The sequence below is a fragment of the Embleya sp. NPDC127516 genome (assembly GCF_044765325.1).
Classification (GTDB): Bacteria; Actinomycetota; Actinomycetes; order Streptomycetales; family Streptomycetaceae; genus Embleya.
In genome coordinates this window covers 85190-105955 of sequence record NZ_JBIWJT010000028.1, presented here as the reverse complement: position 1 = coordinate 105955, position 20766 = coordinate 85190, and the positions used below count along the sequence as shown (strand labels likewise).

Genomic DNA, 20766 nt, shown 5'->3' with positions numbered 1-20766 from the left:
CGAGGGCCGCCGGGGGCGGTGTCGGCCGCCTGTGCGGTGGTCGGCGGTTCGTCGGTGCCGTGTGCGGCGGGTCCGTGTGTCGTGGGTCGCGCGATCGCGGGGCCGCGAAGGTTGTGGTTCGTTCGTGATCGGCGGGCGGGCCCGGGGCGCCGCTTTGTGGTGGGGATCATGACTTGGTGGATGCCGAGGCGGCGGCCTTTGAGGACAGCCGCATGCTGCTGTCGGATGGCTTGACGAACCCGGCGCGCGCGGGGAGCCCGCACGCCGGGCCGCCGATCGACCGTCGCCCGACCGCCCGATCGGGGTGGGCCCGACTCGGCTCGCGCTTCCCGCACCCTGCGGACAGGCGTTGATCGAATGTGCATCGGACGTTGATTGACGCGCGTGACACTGACGCGTCCACGCGGCCTCGGCCGCGCCACGCGTTGGCCGGACGCCCGCGCCGTCGCCGTTCGCAAAAGGAACCGCCCCATGCCCGCCGCCACCCAGGCCGCCTCCTCCCCGCTCCTGCGCTTCACCGGGATCCGGCTCGTACACACCGCGCTGCGCCGCGACCTAGCTCCTATGGCGGGGCGGATCCGGGTGCCGCACACCGACGAGGGCGCGCCCGTCGCCGACGTCCTGGCCCAATGGCGGCTGCTCGCCCGGATCCTGATGGCCCATCACGAGTACGAGGACGCGTGCCTGTGGCCGGTGTTGCGGGTGGCCCGTCCGGAACTGCGATTGCTGCTCAACCGCTTGGAGGCGGATCACCACCGGATCGACCACGACCTGACCGTGGTCACCGCGATGATCGGCAGCCTGGCCCGTGACCCGGAGCGTGCGTGGATGGTGGCCGCCGCCGTCGAGGCCGTGGTGGAGACGATCGACGCGCACCTGCGAGTGGAGGAGGTGCAGGTACTGCCCGAACTGGCCGCGGTGGTCGCGGCCGGCGAGCACATCGGCACCCTCGGCGCCTCGCTCGCGGCGATCGACGCGGCCGAGGTGTTCGACGTCCCGGCGCCGGTGCGCGGCGCGCCGATCGACGCGATCACGTGGCTGCTGGATGGGATCGCCGGAATCACCGGCGTCGCCGGCGCGTCCGATCTCCCCGCCGGGCCGACCCCCGGCCGGCACCCGGGGCCACACTCGGCGTGAGCGGCCCGCTCCCGCTCCCGCTCCCGCTCCCGCTCCCGCTCCCGGTCACGGTCCCGGTCCTCGACGCGGGCTGTCTCCATCCCCCAGGCCCCGTCCCGCCCTCGTCCCGTCCTCGTTCCGTCCCCGGTACGGCCGTCGCCGTTCGTCCACGGGGCACGGCCGCCGCCGTCGCGCACCCGCTTACCCCGCCCCCGCTTTGACCCCGCCCACGTCGCGCCCACCCGGCCCCGCGCACGCCCCGTCACCTGGTACGCCCCGCCCCGCCTCGCCCCGCCTCGCCCCGTCTCGCCCGTGCCGCGCCCGCCCGACCCACCCCGCCTGCCCCCGACCCACCCCCGCGTCCCCCGATCCACTCCCCGTACCCCGCGCCGCACCTCCGCGTACGCCTTGACCTGCTCTATGCCGGGCGTCCGAGCGGAGCACCCGATTCCTCTCTACTCTTGACTGATGACGAATCACCCCCCAAATGGCCCATGATGGTGGTCACCCGTGGAGTTTGGTGGGGTGTGTGCCGGTCGTCCACGGCGCGCGTGGCATGCTGTGCCGTCAATGTTCTGCCGGATGGGGGAACGGCGGCCGTCCCGGGGGGATATCGATGAAACTGGCATTCCTCGTTGAGGAGCACTACCGCCACGACGGCATGCCGCTCGACGTGGTCCGACAGCTCGACGCGTGGGGGCATCACGTCGACATCGTGCGGCCCGGCAGTTCGTTGATCGAGTTGTCCGACCTGATCCGGGCCGGTTCGCACGACGCGTGGGTGCTCAAGACGGTTTCCGGCGGTCCGGGGCTGAGCATGTTGGAGGCCGCGGCGGCGCTCGGGCTGACCACGATCAACGACGCGCGCGCGATTCGATCGGTGCGCGACAAGGCGGTGGCCGCGGTGATCGCGCGTGCCCACGGGTTGCCGATGCCGGTCACCTATTTCGCCGCCGTTCCCGAGTTGCTCTCCTCGATTCCCGCCGATCGCTACCCGCTCGTGGTCAAGCCGGTCGGCGGCAGTTCCGGGCGTTCGGTGCACCTGGTGTCCACGCCCGCGGAACTGGCCCGGTTGGGCGGCGAACTCGTCGATGAAGGGCCGTTGTTGGCTCAAGCGTACGTGCGCAATTCGGGCCAGGACCTGAAGGTGTACTCGATTTCGGGGGAACTCCACGCGACCGTGCGGCGCTCACCGCTGCATCCGGAGCATCCCGTCCGCGAGAGTCGGGTACCGCTACCGAGCGGAACGGCCGCGCTCATGCACCGAATCGGCGCGGCCTTCGGGCTCGACCTGTTCGGCGTGGACATCATCGAGGGGCCGGACGGGCCGATGGTGGTGGACATCAACGACTTCCCGAGCTTCCGCTGCGTGCCCGACGGGGTGGCCCGGGTGGCCCGCGCGGTGCTCGACCTCGCGAGCGGCGCCGGCGCCGGCATCGGTGCCGCGGTCGGTACGAGTGTCGCCGCGAACGGCGTCACCCGCACGCCGCTGCGCGCCAGGCCCGTGATCACCCCCGCCCGCGCCGGTACCACTCCGATCGTCGACGCCGCGCCGCCCGCGTACGTCGGCTGACGGGGCGCGTGCACACGTGCGGATCTGCCTTGTCACCGATCGGCCCGACCACCCCCTCCTGGCGGAAGCCCGCGCCCTGCTGACACCTCGTCACGAGGTGGTCGCGCTCGATCCGGACACCGTCACCGACCGACACCCGATCACCGCCGACGTCTACCTGCTCAAGGCCCGTACCGCGAAGGCGCTCGCCTTCGCGGAGCGGGCCGAGCGGCACGGCGCCCGGGTGCTCAACTCCGCGGCGGCCACGCGGGCGTGCCAGGACCGGGTACGCATGGCCGAACTCGCCTGGGCGGCCCGGCTGCCGTTCCCGGATACCACGGCGTTCGTCTCTCCCGCCGGGCTGCTCGCGACCGGCCCGGCGTTCCCGCTCATGGTCAAGAGCCGGCACAGCCGCCGACACGACCTGGTCGCCCGGGTCGACGACCCGGACGCACTGGGCGCGCTCGCCCGGGAGTGGCCCGACGAGCCGATCGTGGCCCAGGAGTTCGTCGACAACGGCGGCTGGGACCACAAGCTGTGGGTGGTCGACGGCCACGTCTTCGCCGGCCTGCGTCGTACCGCCCTCGACGGCCCCGCCGAAACCAAGCCGATCGCGCCCGAGGACCTCCCCACCGGCTGGTCCACACTCGCCCGTCGGGTCGGCATCGCCTTCGGGCTGGACGTGTACGGCGTCGACATCCTGGAGGTCGACGGCTCCCCGTCGATCATCGACGTCAACGCCTTCCCCGGCATGCGCGAGATGCGCGGAGCACCCGAGGCGCTGGCCGAATTGGTGGATCCGCCCGAAAGGGCGGATCGGGCGGAAAGAATAAGCCGGGCGCAGGTATCCGCGACCTCCTCGATCGGCATCAATCGAGGCAATCGTACAAAACCGATACGTTGATCGAGGCCTTCGGGAAACGTGTCGAAGAACCATGATCACCGAACGTGGTGACGGGGATGCGGAGAACGCAATTTCCCTGCTACGGTTCTGCTGCCGACCGAATTAATTGTCGGCCTTAATCGCACGTTGAAAGGTTCGAACCAATCATGCTCGAGAGCCTCTACTTTTTGCCTGCCACTTTCATGATGGGCGCGGCCGACCTCTGGTCGACGTTCGCGTTCTGGGTCTGAGTCAGCCCGCCGCGTCGTCGATGCGGCCCAGTGCGGTGCGTGCCTCGTCCGCCTCGGCGGCGCCCAGACGCTCATAGCAGGCCAGCGCGGACGACCAGTACGGACGGGCGGCGAGCGCGCCGTCGATTGCCTCGGTCGTCCGTGCCCAACCGGCCAGTGCGTGCGCTTCCTCGAGTTCGATGCCCATTCGACGGGCCAGTTCCGCGCTCGTCCGATATTCCGTACGGGCGCCGATGAGGTCGCCCAAGTCGCGGCGGGCCCGGGCGAAGCCGGCGGCGGCCCGCTGCCGGTGCAGGTCGTCGTCGATGCGCTCGGCGATCTCGCGGCCCCGGGCGAAGTGTTCGAGGGCCTCGTCCGGAGCGTTCATCGCCAAGTGCGCGAGGCCGACGTTGATCCGGGTGTCCGCCTCGCAGCGCAGGTCGTTGATCTGTGCGTAGACGCGGAGCGCCTGCGCGTAGCGCGCCAAGGCGCCGGTCGGATTACCGCGCGCGAGATCGACCTGACCCAGATTGTTCATCAGTACCGCGTATTCGGCCCGAGCATTGCTTCGCCGGACCACGTCGAGCGATTCCAGGTAGTAGCGCTCGGCGTTGTCGAAATCATCCTGGAGAAAATAGAGCTCGCCGATGTTGTTGAGGATCTTCGCCAGTTCGCGCCATTCGCCGAGCGATTCATAGATGTCTCGCGCGGCGAATAAGTGGGCGGCCGCCCGATCGAATTTCCGCAGATGGCCGAACGTCACGGCGAGGTGCAGCAGAATTCCGGCCCGTCCGTGTGGATTGTCCATACCGCCGTGCATCGCCAACGCCCGTTCCAGATGTTCCCGGGCGGCCGTGAGCCGACCCGCGCGCACGTGGGTCGCGCCGATCTCGGCGAGGGCCTCGACCCGGCCGCGCAGGTCCTTCGCGTCCTCGGCGAGCGCGAGTGCCTCGGCGGCGTCGCGGAACGCGGCGTCGTGCGCGCCCAGGCGCCACTGGATCGAAGCGCGCTCGATCAGCAAGTGCGCTTGTGCCCGGGGATTCGGCGTGCCGTCGCGGCGCCACGCTTCGAGCGAGGCGCTGTACAGGTCGCGGGCAACCTCCCACGAGCCCCATTTCAACAAGGACCGGGCCAGCACCTCGGGCAGGAAGCGAATGTGCTCGGGCGACTCGACGCCCGCCGACCGCGTCGCGGCCACCAGATTGAGCCGTTCACCGCCGAGCCATTCCTCCGCCTCCTCGGCCGTCGCGAACGGCGGAGTCGTCCGACGCGCCGGCACCGGCACCAGGCCCGAGCGCCGCCCGTGCGGGTAGGCCAGCCGATCGGCCTGATCGGCCAGGTCCAGGTACAGATCCAGTAGCCGTCCCAGCGCGTCCGCGCGCTCTCGATCCGGCTCCTCGTGGTGGGCCGAGTGGATCGCGAAGTCGTGCACCAGGTCGTGGAAGCGATAGCGGTCGTGGGCGGGCTCGTCCAGCAGGTGGGTCTCCACCAACTCGTCGATGGCCCGCCGGGTTTCGTCCGGTCCGACGCCGCACAGCGCCACCGCCGCCGGCCACGCGAGGTCGGGACCGGGGTGCAGGGCGAGGCGGCGGAAAACCGATTGCGCGGCGGGGCCCAGTTCCGCGTAGGAGAGGTCGAACGCCATCGAGATTCCCGGGGGAGCGTCGATCACGTCCAGTCGCCGGGTCGCCTGGGCCAGGCGTGCGGCCAGATCGCGGACCCGCCAGGCGCGGTGTCGAAAGCGATTCGCCGTCAGTTGCACCGCCAACGGGTGGTTGCCGCACCGATTCACGATCTCGTCGACCAGCGCGCGGTCCGCGTCGTCCAGCTTCCGGGACTCTTCCGCGATCCGGGTGAACAGGGCCGCCGCGTCCGCCGTGTCGGGCACCTCCAAGGAGAGCGAACCGGCGCCTTCGAGATCGGTGAGTCGCCGCCTGCTGGTCACCAGGACCCGGCAACTGGGGCTCCCCGGCAGCAATAATCGCACCTGCGCGGCGTCTCGCACGTCGTCCAGCACGATCAGCGCGCGCCGGTCGGACATCTCCCGTCGCCACTGGGCCGCGCGCAGATCGAGTGTGGGGGCCAAGTGTTGTGCCGGCGTGCCCGTCGAGATCAGCAGCGACCCCAGTGCTTCGGTCGGCTCCACGGGCGCCTCGTGCGGGTCGTGCGCGTGCAGGTTCAGATACAGCCGGCCGTCCGGATAGCTCGCCCGCATGCGGTGCGCGGCGTGGATCGCCAGGCAGGTCTTGCCGACCCCGGCCAGGCCGGAGATCACCGTGATCGGCAGCGCGTTCCCGACATCGTCCTTGCGCAACAGCGCGGCCACCTCGGCGCGTCGGCCGATGAAGTGCCGGGTGTCCCGCAGCAGCGTGTCGGGCGCCGTTACGGCCGGTTCGGCGGACAACGCCCGCACCGGCGGCTCCGTGCGCAACCGGGCGGGCACCGACAGGGCCGGATCCCGATGCAGCAGCCGGGTATGCAGCCGTTCCAGGTCCGGTCCGGGATCCGCGCCCAGTTCGGAGTTCAGCCGGGCGCGGGTCCGCCGGTAGGTCTCCAACGCCTCGCTGTATCGCCCGCAGCGGTACAGCGCGAGCATCAAATCGGCCACCACCGGTTCGGCGACGGGGTGGCGCGCGGCCAGATCCCGTAACTCGCCCACGACCTCCGCGTGTCGACCCAGGACGAGCTCCAGGTGGATGCGACGTTCGCGGATCTGCCGGCGCTGTTCCTTGAGCTTGTCCCGCATGGACTCCACCCACAGCCCGGGCAGCCCGGCGAACGGCTGTCCGCGCCACAGTTGTTCGGCCGTGCGCAGGAGTTCGGCGGCCGAGGCCGGATCCTCGGTGGCGTTGGCCTGTTCGTGCAGTCGGCGAAAGCGACGGAAGTCGACCGACTCGGGATCCACGAGCAGTCGGTACGTTCGCGAATCCGAGGACAATCGCGCGGCGTCGCCCGTGGCGCGCAGCCGGTTGCGCAGTCGGGATATGTAGCTGCGCAGCGTCTCGACCGAGGTGATCGGCGGCTCGTCGTCCCACACCCGACTGATCACCGAGTCCGTGGAGACCGCGGCTCCTTCGGCACCCAGGAGAACGGCCAGCACGCACCGCTCCTTCAGCGATCCCAACGGCTGCCGCGTACCGTCCACCCACAATTCCATCGGTCCCAGCACGTGGATCGATAGCACCGCGTTATCCCCCCGCCCCAGTCCTCCCTGGCCAACGCGCCCGGTGCCGAGGTGTCGTCCAACCACTGTGGCACGTCCCGCCACAGCGCCACCAGAACGCCGGCACCCGCAATCGACCGGAAATCGCCTATGCGTGACGGCGCGTTCCGGTTGGCCGCGTTCCTGCAGGCGCATTGCAGGCGACCTGCAATGAATTCATCCGCTTCATCGGGGATGTCCGAGTCGGCGGCAGTGCTTCGCCGCAACGACCGAACCGACCGCCCGGCCACGGGGGAACGGGGCCCGTCCGGTGGTGACGACGCTCATGGAGGCATGGATGACGATCATGGCGAACAACGATTGGAGACCCGTACCCGTCCGACCGGACGCGGCACGGTGGACGACCCGATCGGCGGTGCGGGGGGTGCTCGTCGTGGTGCACAACGTCACGTCGGGGCAGCGCCTGATCGACGCCGTTCGGCTCCTGGAGGGGGATCTGCGAGTACACGTGTTCTTCACCATGGCGCCCACGGTCTTCGCCTCGGGGGTCGCGGAATTCCTGGATCGGCTCGGTGCCACCACGCTGCCGTGGCAGCGCGCGGTCGACATGCGCTTCGACCTCGCGTTGGCGGCCGGGCACGAGGGACTGCACGAACTGGACGCGCCGGTGCTCGTGATGGCACACGGTGCCGGGCACAACAAGCTGGTGTCCGCTCCGCGCGGCGGCCGCATGGTGGCCCCGCGCGGAACCTACGGACTGGCCGCGCAATGGCTGATCAGGGACGGGCGGTTGGTGCCGGCCGGCATCCTGCTCGCGCACGCCGAGGAGTTGGCCCGGCTCGGTGTCGCCTGCCCGGAGGCGGTATCGGCGGCAGTGGTCGCCGGCGACCCCAACTACGACTGCCTGGTGGCGAGTCGCCCCGATCGCGCGCGCTATCGCGACGCACTGCGCATCGGCGCCCGACAACGACACGTCGTGGTCACCTCGACCTGGGGTGGCAACTCGCTGCTCGGCCGAACACCCGAGTTGCTGCATCGAATGACCACGGAACTGCCGCGCGACGCCTACCGGGTGACCGCGTTGATGCACCCGAACGTGTGGAGCGGGCACGGCGCCTGGCAGGTGCGGTCCTGGCTGGCCGAGTCGCTGCGCGAGGGCCTGGTGCTGATCCCGCCGGAGGACGACTGGCGTGGCGTGCTGGTCTCGGCGGACTGTGTGGTCGGTGATCACGGCTCGCTCAGCCTGTACGGCACCGCCACCGGGGCTCCGGTGGCGCTGGCGACCTACCCGGAACAGGACATCGATCCCGCGTCCCCGCTGGGCGATCTGGCGGCCTTCGCGCCGCGGATCCGCCATCGCCGGTCGATGGTGGGGCAACTGTCCCGGATCCCGACGGAATTCCGACAGTCGGACTACGCCCGGGTGGCCGCGCGGATCACCTCCGAACCCGGCAGGTTCGCCCGCAACACCCGCGCCCTGATGTACCGGCACCTCAAACTGAAGGTGCCCCCGGGGCGACCGTTCGTCCGGGTCGCGGACCTGCCGGGACCGATCCGATGACGGGGGCTCGGGCCTGCCCGAACTCGGGACCGACCGATCGCGGCGCCGTCTCGGTCGCCGTGCTGATCCGCTCCGAGGACGGGCGGGTCGTCGTCGACCGGCATCTGCGCGCGGAACTGTGCTGCGATCAAGCGGAGTTGGCTGATGTCCTGGTGGTGGACGAGCCCGGCCTGCCGTCGTGGTCCCGGGTCGGGGCTCGCGACCGCGAGTTGGCCACGAGCCATCCCGGCGCTCTCGTCACGATGATCGTCTGCGGACCGACGCTGGCCCTGGTCCGCATCGGCGGTGCGACGGCCGGCCCGGCGCGGCGGTCGAGCGGTGATCCCTCGTGGCCGGTGTACGCCTCGATCCTGCACGCGCTGGCCGTCCGGGAGGCCGCGTCGCGCTGAGTCGCGGATCACCCCGGCGGCCCGAGGTCGCGCAGCCGCGCGCGAACATCCTCGGCCGCCGGGGCCCGAGCGGCGTCGTACAGGTCCAGCGCCTCGGTGTACAACTGCCGCGCGTGCTCGGGACGACCCTGGAGCGCGGCCGTTTCGCCGAGCGCGGTGAGCACATGCGCGACCTCCACCCGCGCGTTGTGGTCTCTGAGCACATCCAGTGCCGCGGCCAGATGTGCCTCGGCCTGATCGTGCCGGGCCGAGGCCGACAACGCGCGGCCGATCAGGGCCCGGGCACGGGCGGCGTTGTACTCGTCGCCCACCCGGGCCAGTTCGGCCCGGGCCGCCTCGGCGTGTTCGAGAGCCCGGTCCAGCCGGCCCGAACGCAGCGCCACATCGGCCCGATTGAAGCGGGCCAGCGCAGCCGGACGATCGTCACCCAACGCCCGACACCGGATCTCGGCCTCGCGAAACGCCTCGGCCGCCTCGTCCAGTCGACCCAGGCGAAGCAGCGCCAGACCGGTGTAGTTGCGAGCCCGAGCGGCGCCGACCGCGTCTGCGGAATCCACACACACCCGGATCGCGTCGGTGAACATCCGCAGCGCCTCGGCATGGCCGCCCGCGCTCGACTCGCACAACCCGCCCGAGGTCAACATCCGTGACTCCGCCGCCGAATCGGCGCAGGCGCGTGCCGCGCGCAATCCGATCACGTGGGCGGTACGCGCGTCCGCCAGATATTTGCCGCGCAGGAACAGCGGCCACAGCGCGTCGGTCAACTGCCACGCCACGGAGTGGAGTCCGGCTTCGTCGGCGGTGCGAACCGCGGCCACCAGGGTGACCCGGTGCGCCTCCAGCCAGGCCAGCGCTTCCTTCTCGTCGGCGAACTCCACATACGGGACGCCGTCGTCGGCGTAGTCGCGGGCCAATGAGCGATGTTGGGGTTCGAGGATCTCCTCGGCCCGGGTCGCCGTGGCCAGGTAGTGGTCGAGCATCGCGCGCACCGCGTCGTCTTGTTCCTGGCTCGGGCGATCGGACAATTTGGCCACCGCGTGGAGTCGGATCAGGTCGTGGAACCGGTAGCGGCCATCCGTCGCCTCGGTGATCAGGTTCCGATCCAGGAGGGATTCGAGAACGGATCGTGCCGCCTCCTCGGGGTCCGGGACCGCACGGGCGCCGAGCACGGCTGCCCCGACGATCGGCCCGAAGTCGGGCCCCGGATGCACGCCGAGACTGCGATAGAGCAGGGCCGAGAGCTCGGGCAGGTCGCGATAGGAGACGTCCAGCGCGGCTCGTACGGTGTGGTCGCCGTCGAGCGCGAGCGCGTTCAGGCGGCCGCGCTCGTCGGCCATCGCGCGCACCATCGTGGTGATGGGCCGGGTGGGTCGCGCCGCCAGTCGTGCCGCGGCCACCTGCACCGCCAGCGGGAGGCGTGCGCACAGGTCGACCAACTCGCCCGCCTGTACCGGCTCTTCGTCGACTCTCCGGTCGTTCATGGTGGCCGCGAGCAGGTCCACCGCGGCCTGCCGATCCAGCGGTTCGAGGTGGATCGGCACGCCGCCGTCGACCAGCAGCCCGGAGAGTCTGCTGCGGCTGGTCACCACCGTGACGTTGGGACCGGCCGGCAGCAGCGGTCTGACCTGGGCAGCGGTGGCCGCGTCGTCGAGCAGCACGGCCAACCGGCGACGCGCGGTCAACGACCGGTACAGGCCCAGCTGTTCGGCGGGCGCGTGTGGCACCTGATCGGCCGGCACACCGAACGCGCGCAGGAAGCCTCCGACGATCTCACTCGCCAGGGCCGGCCGGTCACCGCCGTGCCCGCGCAGGTCTGCGTACAACCGGCCGTCGGGGAACGCCTCGCCCAACTCGCGCAGCCAGGCCAGGGCGAGCGTCGTCTTGCCCACCCCGGGTAACCCGCTGAGCAGCGCGATCGTGCCGTTGTCGTGGCGCAGCCGGCTCAGCGCGTCCAGTTCGCGATGCCGGTTGACCATCGGCGGGCCCGGTGGCAACTGCCACGGCACGACGGTGTTGTCCGCCTGCCGCATCGAGAAGTGGATGCCGCCGTGCACGGTCCCCGCCTGCACGCTGGGGCCGTGTACGGTGCCGCCGAGTTCGTTGCGGCTCGCGGCGGGCCCGTCGGCGCGCTCGTGGTCGACCCCCGACACGTGCCGCCCCCGTTCGTCGCGGTCGAAGCTGCCCTCGCGCGTGGCCGAACCCGGCCCGGTGGGCGGGAAGGGCATTCTGGATGTTTGTCGCTTGGACGGCTCGCGAAACCTTTCCGGCCATATCGCCCGGCACCGGGTATCGGGCATCGGTGCCCGCCTCGGGGGCGGAGACGGGTCGACGCCGGATTCGCTGGCCGGGGACCGCGGATTCCGCCGCTCAGACCCGCTTCGGCAGGTACCGTTCCAGGTCGGTGAGCACGTGGCCGGCGGCGGAGTAGCCGGTGCCGACCATCCAGTACTCGTCGTCGACCTCGTGGGCCCGGTCGGCCCGGACCGCCTTCAGGGTCTTCCACAGCGGCCCGCCGAAGACCTTGTCGTGGTCGGTCTTGTCCTTGGGACCGTACGTGGCCACGAAGATCACGTCGCCGTCGGCCTTCTCGATCTGCTCCGCGCCGACCTCGACCATGAAGGTGTCGACGTTCTGCACTGCGGGGCGGCCGAGGCCGACCTCGGACAGGATGCTGCCGACGAAGGTGTCCTTGCCGTACAGGCGGTTCTGGCCCGCGACGAAGCGCAACACGCTGACCTTCACCGCGGCCGGATCGCTCTGGGCGGCGCCCAGAGCCTTCGCCCGCGCGGTGAACTCGGCCACCACCCGATCACCTTCCGCCTTCTTGTTCAGCGCGTCGGCGGCCGACAGGAAGTTCTGCCGCCACCGGGTGCCGGCCTGCTCGGAGAAGACCACCGGGGCGATCCTGCTCAACGCGTCGTATCGGTCGGCGTCGCGCACCAGGTTGCCCAGGATCAGGTCCGGCCGGAGCGCCTCGATCGTCTCCAGGTTGGGCGCGCCGATCGCGCCGACGTCCTTGATCCCCGCCGTCTTGTCGCCGTGGTACTTGGGGAATCCGGCGCCGGGGCTGCCCACGACCGACCCCACCGGCTTGACGCCCAGGGTCAGCGCGGTGTCCAACTCGCCCAGGTCGAGGGTGACCACACGTTTGGGCGCGACCGGAACCTTGACCGGGCCCTTGGCGGTACGCACCTCGCGGGTGTCCGCGGACGCCTTGGTGTCCTTGTCCCCATCGGCGCCCTCGGCGGAGCACCCGGTCAGGCCGAGGGCGAGGGCCACACCGAGGGCGGCCGTGACGCGGAGCAGGGACACGGAAGGCATGGAGGCTCCTTGCGGAAGGTGACGGGAACGTCGCCAACGGGAACGAGACGGGCCGAAGCGGCAGCACGGATGCGCGACGGCACCGTGGTTGCCACCCGCCCAGTGTGCCTACCCCGCCTTGCGCGGCTGTCCCGGCACCACCATCGGCGCGCCCGTGACCGGGCACGGGATGACCACGCAGTCGAGTCCGAAGACGTCGCGCACCAGGTCGGCCGTGACGATCCCGGCGGGCGTGCCCTGCGCGACGATCGAGCCGTCGCGCATCGCGATCAGGTGGTCCGCGTAGCGGCACGCCTGGTTGAGGTCGTGCAGCACCGCGACCACGGTGCGTTCCCGGGTGGCGTTCAACTCGCGCACCAGGTCGAGCACTTCGACCTGGTGCGCGATGTCCAGGAAGGTGGTCGGCTCGTCCAGGAGCAGGATGCCGGTGCCCTGGGCGAGCGCCATCGCGATCCACACCCGCTGTCGCTGGCCGCCGGAGAGTTCGTCCACGTAGCGGTCGGCGAGTTCGAGCACGTCGGTGCGTCGCATCGCGTCCGCCACCACGTCCTCGTCCTCGTCGGACCACTGCTGCCACCAGCGCTGGTACGGCTGCCGGCCGCGCGCGATCAGGTCGGCGACGGTGATGCCCTCGGGCGGCACCGGGCTCTGCGGCAACACGCCGATCCGCCGGGCGATCTCGCGGGTGGGCAGGTCGCGCAGCGCCGCGCCGTCGAGCAGCACGCTGCCGGAGACCGGCTTGAGCAGCCGGCCCAGCGACCGCAACAGGGTGGACTTGCCGCACGCGTTCGGGCCGACCACGACGGTGACCTTCCCGGCCGGCACGTCCAGATCGAGGTCGCGCACCACGATCCGGTCCTCGTAACCGAGCGTCAGATCGCGCGCGCCGAGCTGATGGGTGGTCATGAGGCGCCTCCGGCACGGGAACGGGTCAACATCCACAACAGGTACGGGCCGCCGACGGCGGCGGTGAGCACACCCACCGGCAACTCGGCGTCGGGGATCAGCATCCGCGCGCCGATGTCCGCGAGGACCACGATCAGCGCGCCGAGCAGCGCCGAACACACCAGCGGCACCTGTGGGGTTCGGGTCAGCCGGCGGGCCAGTTGGGGCGCCACCAGGGCGACGAAGTCCACCGGACCGGCGGCCCCCGTGGCCACCGACGCGAGCAACACGCCGACCACGACCAGGCCGAGCCGGATCCGGCCGAGCCGCACGCCCAGGGCGATCGCGGTGTCGTCGTCGAAACCGGCCGAGCGGGACGCCCGCGCCGCCCACACGATCGCCGGCGTGAGCGCGACCAGTACCCAGAACAGCGGCTCGGCCTGGGACCAGCCACGCCCGTTCAGGCTGCCCGACATCCACACCTTGGCCTGCTGGGCCAAGGTGATGTCGGCCTTGGTGAGCAGCAGGTTGGTGACCGAGTACAGCGCCACCGAGATGCCGACGCCGATCAGCACGAAGCGCTGCGCGTTCAGACCACGGCGCCAGGCCAGCAGGTAGACCAGGAAGGCCGCGACGGTGCCGCCCGCGACCGCGGTGAGCGGGGTCGCGGTGGGCCCGCCGAAACCGAAGACCAGGCCGAACACCACGGCCGCCGCCGCTCCGTGCGAGACACCGATGACGTCGGGACTGGCCAGCGGGTTGCGCGCCACGGTCTGGATCAGCGCGCCGGCGATGCCGAAGGACAGGCCGACCAACAGCCCGGCCGTCGTGCGCGGCAGCCGCAGCGTCTCGACGACGATACTGTCGTCGACGCCGAACACCACCTTGAGCACGTCGCCGGGCAGGATGAACCGCACCCCCACGCACAGGCTGAGCAGGAACGCGGCCGCGAGCAGCACGGCCAGCACGCTCGCGACCATCGTGGAGCGGCGGTGCAGCAGGAACGACAAGCGCGGGCGACGGACCAGGACATGGCCGTACGGGCGGTAGCTCATCCGGCCACCACCGGCTTGCGGCGCACCAGCGCGACCAGGATCGGTACGCCGATCAGCGCGGTCATCGCCCCCACCTCGACTTCTGCGGGCGGGAAGATGATCCGGCCGAGCACGTCGGCGACCAGCAACAGGATCGGCGCGAGCAGCGCCGACATGGTCAGCACCCAGCGGTGGTCGGTACCCACCAGGGCCCGCGCGGCATGCGGGACGGCCAACCCGACGAACGAGATCGGGCCGGTCGCGGCCACCGCGACGCCGGTCAGCACGGTCGCGCCCAGGCCACCGACGATCCGGATGCGGTTCACCTTGTGGCCCAGCCCCTTGGCCACGTCGTCACCCAGCGCGAGCGCGTCCAGGCCCCGGGCGACCGAGGCCATCAAGAGCAGGCCCGCGGCGACGAACGGCAACATCTGCCAGGCCACGTCGTCGGTGCGCCCGGACAGCGAGCCGACCAGCCAGAACCGGTACTGGTCCAGCGTGCCCTGGTCGGTGGTCAGCACCAGGGTGATCACCGCGCCGAGGGTGGCCGCCAGGGCCTGCCCGGACAGCGCGAGCTTGACCGGGGTGGCGCCGCCGCGCCCACGCGCGGCGACCGCGTACACCAGCACCCCCGTGCACAGCGCGCCGGCGAAGCCGAACCACACGTATCCGGTCAGGCTGGTCACGCCGAACACCGCGATCGCGGTCACCACGCCGGTGGCCGCGCCGGTGCTGATGCCCAGGATGCCGGGCTCGGCGATCGGGTTGCGGGTCAGCCCCTGCATGCAGGCGCCGGCGATGCCGAGCGAAGCGCCGACCAGGAGCGCGACCACGGTACGCGGCACGCGCATCGAGTTGACCACGATCGCGTCCGTGGAGTCGCCGCCGTGCACGAGCGCGTCCAGGACGACACTCGGTGCGATGGCTCGACTGCCCACGGCGAGGCTGAGCAGACAGGCGGCGGCCAGCACGAACAGGACCGAGACCAGGTAGAGGACTCGGCGCTTGGTCGCACGACCCCGCGTCGGGAGGACATTCACTGGAGAAGGCTAGGCTTACCTGATATGTCCGAGTGGGCCGGGGGCCCGAGTTCACGCAGGGTCGCCGGACGATTTCGCCGGCTGTGCCCGCAGCTCGCGCACGATCGCCTCCGGGGCGACCGAGCTCGCGCACGAGCGCGTCCGGGTCGACCGTGAACGCCGCCTCGGCACCGATCGCCTTGCCGACGGCCCCGTTCTCCGACCCTTCGACCTTCGATACTTGGTCCCTCGACTCCTCGACAGAGACGGTCGAGCGGATCCGATCCGTGCAGTGGTGGGATCCGTATCGGCCGAGACACCCGAGCGGAACCGAATCACCTTGATCTATGGAGTGAGCACCATGACCACCACCCTGTTCCGGGGCGCCGTGCGCACCGGCGCGGGCGACACCGACGCGCTCGCCGTACGCGACGGCCGGGTCGTCGCGCTCGGGGCGGCCGCGCTCGCGCTCGACGCGGACGAGGTCGTCGAACTGGGTGCGGGCCTGCTGCTGCCGGCCTTCGGTGACGGACACGCCCACCCCCTGTTCGGCGGTCTCGAACACTTCGGGCCGCAGGTCAAGGGTCTGAGCAGCGTCGAGGCCATCGCCACCGAGGTCGGGCGCTGGGCGGCCGAACATCCGGACGAGGAATGGATCGTCGGTGCGAGCTACGACCCGACCCTGGTCCCGGACGGCGAGTTCGACGCCCGCTGGCTCGACGCGGCGGTGGCCGACCGACCCGTGGTGTTGCGGGCGTACGACTATCACACCGTGTGGTGCAACACCGAGGCGCTGCGCCGGGCCGGGGTCACCGCCGCCACCCCCGACCCTCGGCTCGGCTGGATCGTCCGCCGCCCGGACGGTTCGGCGCTGGGCACGCTGCGCGAATGGCACGCGTGCGATCTGGTGCTGGACCGGGTGCCGGGACGACCGCTGGACGAACTGGTCGACGCGTTGCGGGTGGCCGGTGCGGCGTACGCGAGCGCGGGGCTGACCTGGGTTCAGGATGCCTGGGTGGAGCCGGAGATGGTGCCGGCGTACGTCGAGGCGGCGCGGCGCGGGGCGTTGGCCTTCCGGGCCAATCTGGCCTTCCGCGCCGACCCGGACCGGTGGCGGGAGCAGCGTGCCGAGTTCGTCGCCGCGCGGGCGTCGGTGGCGGCCGAGGGCGGGCCGTTGTTGTCCGCGCGGACGGTGAAGTTCTTCGCGGACGGCGTGATCGAGGGCGGTACGGCCGCGATGCTCGAACCCTATTGCGACGCGCCGCACAGCTGTGGGATGCCGGTATGGCCGCCGGCCGCGCTGGCCGAGGCGGTCACCGCGTTCGACGCGGACGGGTTCCAGGTGCACATCCACGCGATCGGCGACGCGGGGGTACGGACCGCGCTGGACGCGATCGAGGCCGCCGCGTCGGCCAACCCGACATGGGATCGGCGGCCGGTGATCGCGCACGTGCAAATCGTCGACCCGGCCGACCTGGATCGTTTCGCACGGCTCGGGGTGATCGCCAACTTCGAGCCGCTGTGGGCCCAACTCGACCCGCTCCAGACCGAGTTGTCGATTCCCCGGGTGGGCCCGGAGCGGGCTGACCGGCAGTACCCGATGCGCGGTCTGGTCGACTCGGGCGCGCCGGTGTCGTTCGGCAGCGATTGGCCGGTGAGTTCGCATCAGCCGTTGGAGGGCATACAAGTCGCGGTCACCCGAAGGACGTTCGAGGGCACGCCGAGTCGGGGCTGGACGCCGCGCGAGCGGTTGACGGTGGATCAGGCGTTGGACGCGTACACGGGTGGGGTCGCCCATCAGGCATTCGCGGACGACCGGCGGGTGTTGGAGGTGGGCGGTGCGGCCGATCTGGTGTGGCTGAGCGCGGATCCGCGCGTGGTCGACCCGATGAGGCTGCGGCGGATCGCGGTGCTGGGGACGTGGTTGGCGGGGACACGCACGCACTGAATCGATGGGCGGGGCAGGGCGACGCGGGGCCGGCGACGCGGGGCAAGTGCCTCGCTCGGCGTGCGGGGCTGCCGCGCGAGAGCAGTCTTCGAGCTTGCCGACCGATTGTTGGGCAAATCAGCCGTGGGTGGCCACATTTTCCAGCCCTATGACCCTTACGAGTGAATCTGAAGGTTATTCGGGCTAAAGCTGACGGTTGTGCCGGAAGATCGATCCCATGAGCGCATGGGGTCGGGCGCGCCGGTGGGGGTGCGTGGTCGGGGCGGGGGCCTTGTTGGCTGCTCCGGCAGGTGTGGCGTGGGCGGGGTCGGGTACCGGGAGTGGTCATGCGCCGGGCACGAACGTGGATGTGTGTGTCTCGATCGGCCGTTCGCCCGGAGCGGTGGTCAAAGTCGATGTGACCGCGGCGACCGGGCCGCCGACCCATGGGATCGGGCTCACCGTCGACTTCCGGTTGGTGCGGGACGGCTCGTGTCGGCCGACGCCCAAACCGTCGCCGACACCCACGAAGCCCAAGCCCACGCCGCCACCGAAGCCCACGCCGGTGCGGACCACTCCGCCGCCCGAGGCGCGACCCACGCCGGTGGCGATCGTCGTGCCCAAACCGACTCCGGCGCGGCCGACCCCACCGGCCTCGAAGCCCCCCAGCCCACCGCCCACTCCGCCGCCCACCACTCCTCCGGCGGTGACACCGCCGCCGCTGCAACCGATCGCGGTCCGGCGGCCGGTGCTCCGGCCTCCTGCGGCGCCGCCGCCGGCGCGTGGGACGTCGATCGTCACGACGACGCTGCTGATCACCGCGCCGGCGATCCTGGCCGGCGCCGCGCTCAAGCCCCGAGGGCGAGCGGGCGTGCGTGGGTCGAGCGGTGGATCCGGCTGAGCCGACTCGTTTCGCCCGGGACGACCGGGCCGCGCCGGCCGTACCCGATTCCGCCTGCTGCGACGGACGTTCCGAACCCGTCGTGTGGACCGCCGTTCCGGCTTCCCGCCGGGCGGCGGCCGGCCTCCTCGGGGGCCTTCCACCCGTGTCCCTCGCTCCACTCCACCCGACTCCATCGGACTCTTCGATCCGGAGGTCACCCATGACGCATTGGGTTGTACTGGCACTCGCGATGGTCGCGGTGTGCACGGTCGTCCTGGCGGTCGTCGTGCTCAAGCAGCGCCGGTTGCCGGACGACGACGACCCGTCGGCCACCCCGGACGTGCTCGAATACATGACGATGATGATCGGCGTCGTCTACGCGATCGTGCTCGGTCTCGCGATCGCCGGCGTGTGGGAGGGGCGGGGCGCGGCCGAGGACGAGGTCCGGCGCGAGGCACAGGCGTTGCACGAGGTCAGTGAGCGGGTTCGGGTCTATCCGGAGCCGGTGCGCGATCGCCTGCGGGCGGACGTCGACGCCTACGTGAAGTACGTGGTCCGGAAGGAATGGTCCTATATGGCCGACCATGGCGAACTGTCCGACCGGGGCTCGAAGTTGTTCGAAACGATTCGGCACGGCGCCACCGACTACGTGCCGCAGGGCGACCAGGAAATGCAGATGTACCAACCGATCCTGGACCAGGTCGCGATCGCGGACGACGCGCGGCAGGCACGAGGCGGACAGGCCGGCTCGTCGATGCCGGGACTGGTGTGGTTCGGCCTGATCATCGGGGCCATGGTCACAGTGGGCATGATCTTCACGCTGCAGATCCGCAGATCGGCGCCGGAGTTGATCGTGGCCGGGTTGTTCAGCGCGTTGATCGCCTTTCTGTTGTTCCTGATCTGGGATCTGGACGCCCCTTTCGGGCGGGGGATGACGGCGGCGTCGGACGCCTTCGTCACGCTGTTCCCCGGCTCCGGATAGCGGCCCGGGAATGCCGGAGCAGTGGATCACTGATAACGGGCCTTGGAGGCAACACACCGACAACACCGCGCAATCGCATCGGGTCGGCATGCCCGGCGGGTAGCGGGACACGGTCCGGGCACGCCGACCCGGAGCAGGTGGTGCGGGGGGTCAGTGCACCTCCGTGCGGATGACCCGAATCGTGCCGATCAACAGCGGAAGTACCAACCAGATGGCCATCGCGGTGCCGAGTCTGGCCCACTCGGTACCGGTGATGCCGGTGGTGTAGAGCGGTTCCAGGACCGAACCCGGGTTGATCCAGCGGTTGGTGGATTCCATGGCGGAGACGAGGCCGGAGAGGATGCCCAACAGGCTCGGGATCATGAAATAGGCCACGATGGCGAGCGGCGCGTTCAACAACACCGTGCCGAATGCCAGGCCGATGGTGATGGCGAGGACCGCGGCGAGCAATGTCGACGCGATCACCGAGGGCGGTATGGACCAGGTGCCCGCGCTGCGATCGGTGACCGTGGCGACCAGGTGCCCGAGCGTCGCGCACACCAGGCCCACCACGAGCCCGATCACGCACAACACTCCTCCCGCCGCGACCTTCGCGGTCAGCACCCGGCGGCGGTCCGGTACGAGGGCGAAGGTGGTCAGCGCGGTGCGCTGGGACCATTCGCCGGTCACCGCGAGGATGCCGATCACCGGGAAGAGCACGGCGACGCCCGCCTGGGAGGAACTGAGGAAGTCCTGCACGGTGCGGTCCTCGCGCGGTGCGGCGGTCAGGTTCACGATCACCAGGGCCACGGCGGCGAGCCCGACCACGCCCAGCAGCCATCTGCCCGCGCGAGTGTCGGTCATCTTGCGCAGTTCGACCTCGGTCAGTCGGCCGAGCGTGGGGGCGGCGACCGTCATGACCCGATCTCCTGGGGCACGGAGTTGATCAGGCTCAGGAACATCTCTTCGAGTCCTTCGTGTTCGGCGGGCCGCAGGTCCACCAGGACCACCCCCGCGTGCGCGGCGGCTCGTCCGACCGCCTCGGCCGGGGCATCCACCAGGTAGGCGCCGGCCGGGTCGGCCGGGCGATGCGGCAGCGCTGCCGCGACCAGGGCGGTACGCAGGGCGACCGGGTCGAGGCCGACGACGCGAGTGCCGCCGGATGTGGTGAGCAGGTCACCCTTCGCGCCGTCGGCCACGACGCGGCCCTTGGCGATCATCACGATCCGGTCGGCCACCGCCTCGATCTCGCGCAGTTGGTGCGACGACAACAGCACGGTGCCGCCCCGGTCGGCGAAGTCGCGCAGGAGCGTGCGCATTTGGTAGACCCCTTCGGGGTCGAGGCCGCTGGTGGGCTCGTCCAGGATCAGCACGGCGGGATCGCCGAGCAGCGCCTGCGCGACGCCCAGCCGTTGGCGCATCCCGAACGAGTAGCCGCCGACGCGACGCTTGGCCGCCGGGTCGGACAGGCCGACCAGGGTCAGGAGTTCCTCGACCCGGGCCCGGTCCACGTCGAGCACGCGGGCACACAGCGCCAACGTCTCGCGCCCACTGCGGCCCGCGTGCTGGGCGGCGGCGTCGAGCAGCACGCCGACGTGGCGCCCGGGGTTGCCCAGTTGCCGGTAGGGCACGCCCTGGATCGCGGAGCTGCCGCGGGTGGATGGGGTGAGGCCGCAGATCATCCGCATCGTGGTGGACTTGCCCGCGCCGTTGGGCCCGAGGAAACCGGTGACGGTGCCTGGCTCGCAGCGGAACGAGACGTCGTCGACGGCGACGTGCTCCCCGTAGCGCTTGGTCAGGTGCTCGACTGTGATCATGGCTCCAGCGTGGCCGCGCCGGGTG

The 20766-nt window shown here is 71.1% G+C and carries 16 protein-coding genes; 7 read left to right on the top strand and 9 right to left on the bottom strand.

Annotated features, from left to right (window positions below):
• The first annotated feature begins 471 nt into the window (after positions 1–471).
• The 3 genes from ACIRL2_RS38740 to ACIRL2_RS38730 all read left to right on the top strand — a co-directional run bounded on the left by ACIRL2_RS38740 (position 472) and on the right by ACIRL2_RS38730 (position 3572).
• A complete protein-coding gene (locus tag ACIRL2_RS38740; protein ID WP_402238661.1) occupies positions 472–1137 on the top strand; it encodes a hemerythrin domain-containing protein in 666 nt (221 codons plus the stop codon).
• A 595-nt stretch (positions 1138–1732) separates the two neighbouring features.
• Positions 1733–2689, top strand: coding sequence for a RimK family alpha-L-glutamate ligase (locus ACIRL2_RS38735; protein ID WP_402238658.1), 957 nt, complete (start codon positions 1733–1735; stop codon positions 2687–2689).
• Positions 2690–2705: 16 nt separating this feature from the next.
• Positions 2706–3572 (top strand): RimK family alpha-L-glutamate ligase, encoded by an 867-nt coding sequence (locus tag ACIRL2_RS38730; RefSeq protein WP_395859570.1) that lies wholly within the window; start codon positions 2706–2708, stop codon positions 3570–3572.
• 231 nt (positions 3573–3803) lie between these two features.
• Here ACIRL2_RS38730 and ACIRL2_RS38725 read toward each other — a convergent pair whose 3' ends face one another.
• A complete protein-coding gene (locus tag ACIRL2_RS38725) occupies positions 3804–6938 on the bottom strand; it encodes a BTAD domain-containing putative transcriptional regulator (RefSeq protein WP_402238692.1) in 3135 nt (1044 codons plus the stop codon).
• A 343-nt stretch (positions 6939–7281) separates the two neighbouring features.
• Here ACIRL2_RS38725 and ACIRL2_RS38720 point away from each other — a divergent pair, with 343 nt between their 5' ends.
• Positions 7282–8505: a hypothetical protein gene (locus tag ACIRL2_RS38720; protein WP_395859568.1), complete on the top strand. Its 1224-nt coding sequence runs from the start codon at positions 7282–7284 to the stop codon at positions 8503–8505.
• The gene (locus ACIRL2_RS38715; protein ID WP_402238655.1) at positions 8502–8894 is read left to right on the top strand and encodes a hypothetical protein; all 393 of its coding nucleotides are present in this window, start codon (positions 8502–8504) and stop codon (positions 8892–8894) included. Before ACIRL2_RS38720 ends, ACIRL2_RS38715 begins: the two co-directional genes overlap by 4 nt.
• An 8-nt stretch (positions 8895–8902) precedes the next feature.
• On the opposite strand, the gene ACIRL2_RS38710 is transcribed toward ACIRL2_RS38715, so the two are convergent.
• From ACIRL2_RS38710 to ACIRL2_RS38690, 5 genes are all read right to left on the bottom strand, one after another.
• A complete protein-coding gene (locus ACIRL2_RS38710) occupies positions 8903–11119 on the bottom strand; it encodes an ATP-binding protein (protein WP_402238653.1) in 2217 nt (738 codons plus the stop codon).
• Positions 11120–11261: 142 nt separating this feature from the next.
• Positions 11262–12215, bottom strand: coding sequence for an ABC transporter substrate-binding protein (locus ACIRL2_RS38705; protein ID WP_402238651.1), 954 nt, complete (start codon positions 12213–12215; stop codon positions 11262–11264).
• A gap of 108 nt (positions 12216–12323) precedes the next feature.
• The gene (locus ACIRL2_RS38700) at positions 12324–13121 is read right to left on the bottom strand and encodes an ABC transporter ATP-binding protein (protein ID WP_395859563.1); all 798 of its coding nucleotides are present in this window, start codon (positions 13119–13121) and stop codon (positions 12324–12326) included.
• Positions 13118–14155: a FecCD family ABC transporter permease gene (locus tag ACIRL2_RS38695; RefSeq protein WP_395859562.1), complete on the bottom strand. Its 1038-nt coding sequence runs from the start codon at positions 14153–14155 to the stop codon at positions 13118–13120. The genes ACIRL2_RS38700 and ACIRL2_RS38695 overlap by 4 nt, the downstream gene beginning before the upstream one ends.
• Positions 14152–15174 (bottom strand): FecCD family ABC transporter permease, encoded by a 1023-nt coding sequence (locus tag ACIRL2_RS38690; protein WP_395859561.1) that lies wholly within the window; start codon positions 15172–15174, stop codon positions 14152–14154. The genes ACIRL2_RS38695 and ACIRL2_RS38690 overlap by 4 nt, the downstream gene beginning before the upstream one ends.
• 340 nt (positions 15175–15514) lie before the next feature.
• On the opposite strand from ACIRL2_RS38690, the gene ACIRL2_RS38685 reads away from it, so the two are divergent.
• The gene (locus tag ACIRL2_RS38685; protein ID WP_402238648.1) at positions 15515–17101 is read left to right on the top strand and encodes an amidohydrolase; all 1587 of its coding nucleotides are present in this window, start codon (positions 15515–15517) and stop codon (positions 17099–17101) included.
• A 324-nt stretch (positions 17102–17425) separates the two neighbouring features.
• Here the strand turns inward: ACIRL2_RS38685 and ACIRL2_RS38680 are convergent, their stop codons facing one another.
• The gene (locus ACIRL2_RS38680) at positions 17426–17932 is read right to left on the bottom strand and encodes a hypothetical protein (RefSeq protein ID WP_402238645.1); all 507 of its coding nucleotides are present in this window, start codon (positions 17930–17932) and stop codon (positions 17426–17428) included.
• A gap of 251 nt (positions 17933–18183) precedes the next feature.
• Between ACIRL2_RS38680 and ACIRL2_RS38675 the strand changes: the two genes are divergently transcribed.
• Positions 18184–18945, top strand: a complete 762-nt coding sequence (locus tag ACIRL2_RS38675) for a hypothetical protein (protein WP_395859557.1) — start codon at positions 18184–18186, stop codon at positions 18943–18945.
• 150 nt (positions 18946–19095) lie between these two features.
• On the opposite strand, the gene ACIRL2_RS38670 is transcribed toward ACIRL2_RS38675, so the two are convergent.
• Positions 19096–19842 carry an ABC transporter permease subunit gene (locus ACIRL2_RS38670; RefSeq protein WP_402238643.1) on the bottom strand — a complete coding sequence of 249 codons (747 nt, stop codon included), beginning with the start codon at positions 19840–19842 and terminating at the stop codon, positions 19096–19098.
• Positions 19839–20741 (bottom strand): ABC transporter ATP-binding protein, encoded by a 903-nt coding sequence (locus tag ACIRL2_RS38665; protein WP_402238640.1) that lies wholly within the window; start codon positions 20739–20741, stop codon positions 19839–19841. The genes ACIRL2_RS38670 and ACIRL2_RS38665 overlap by 4 nt, the downstream gene beginning before the upstream one ends.
• Positions 20742–20766 lie beyond the last annotated feature (25 nt).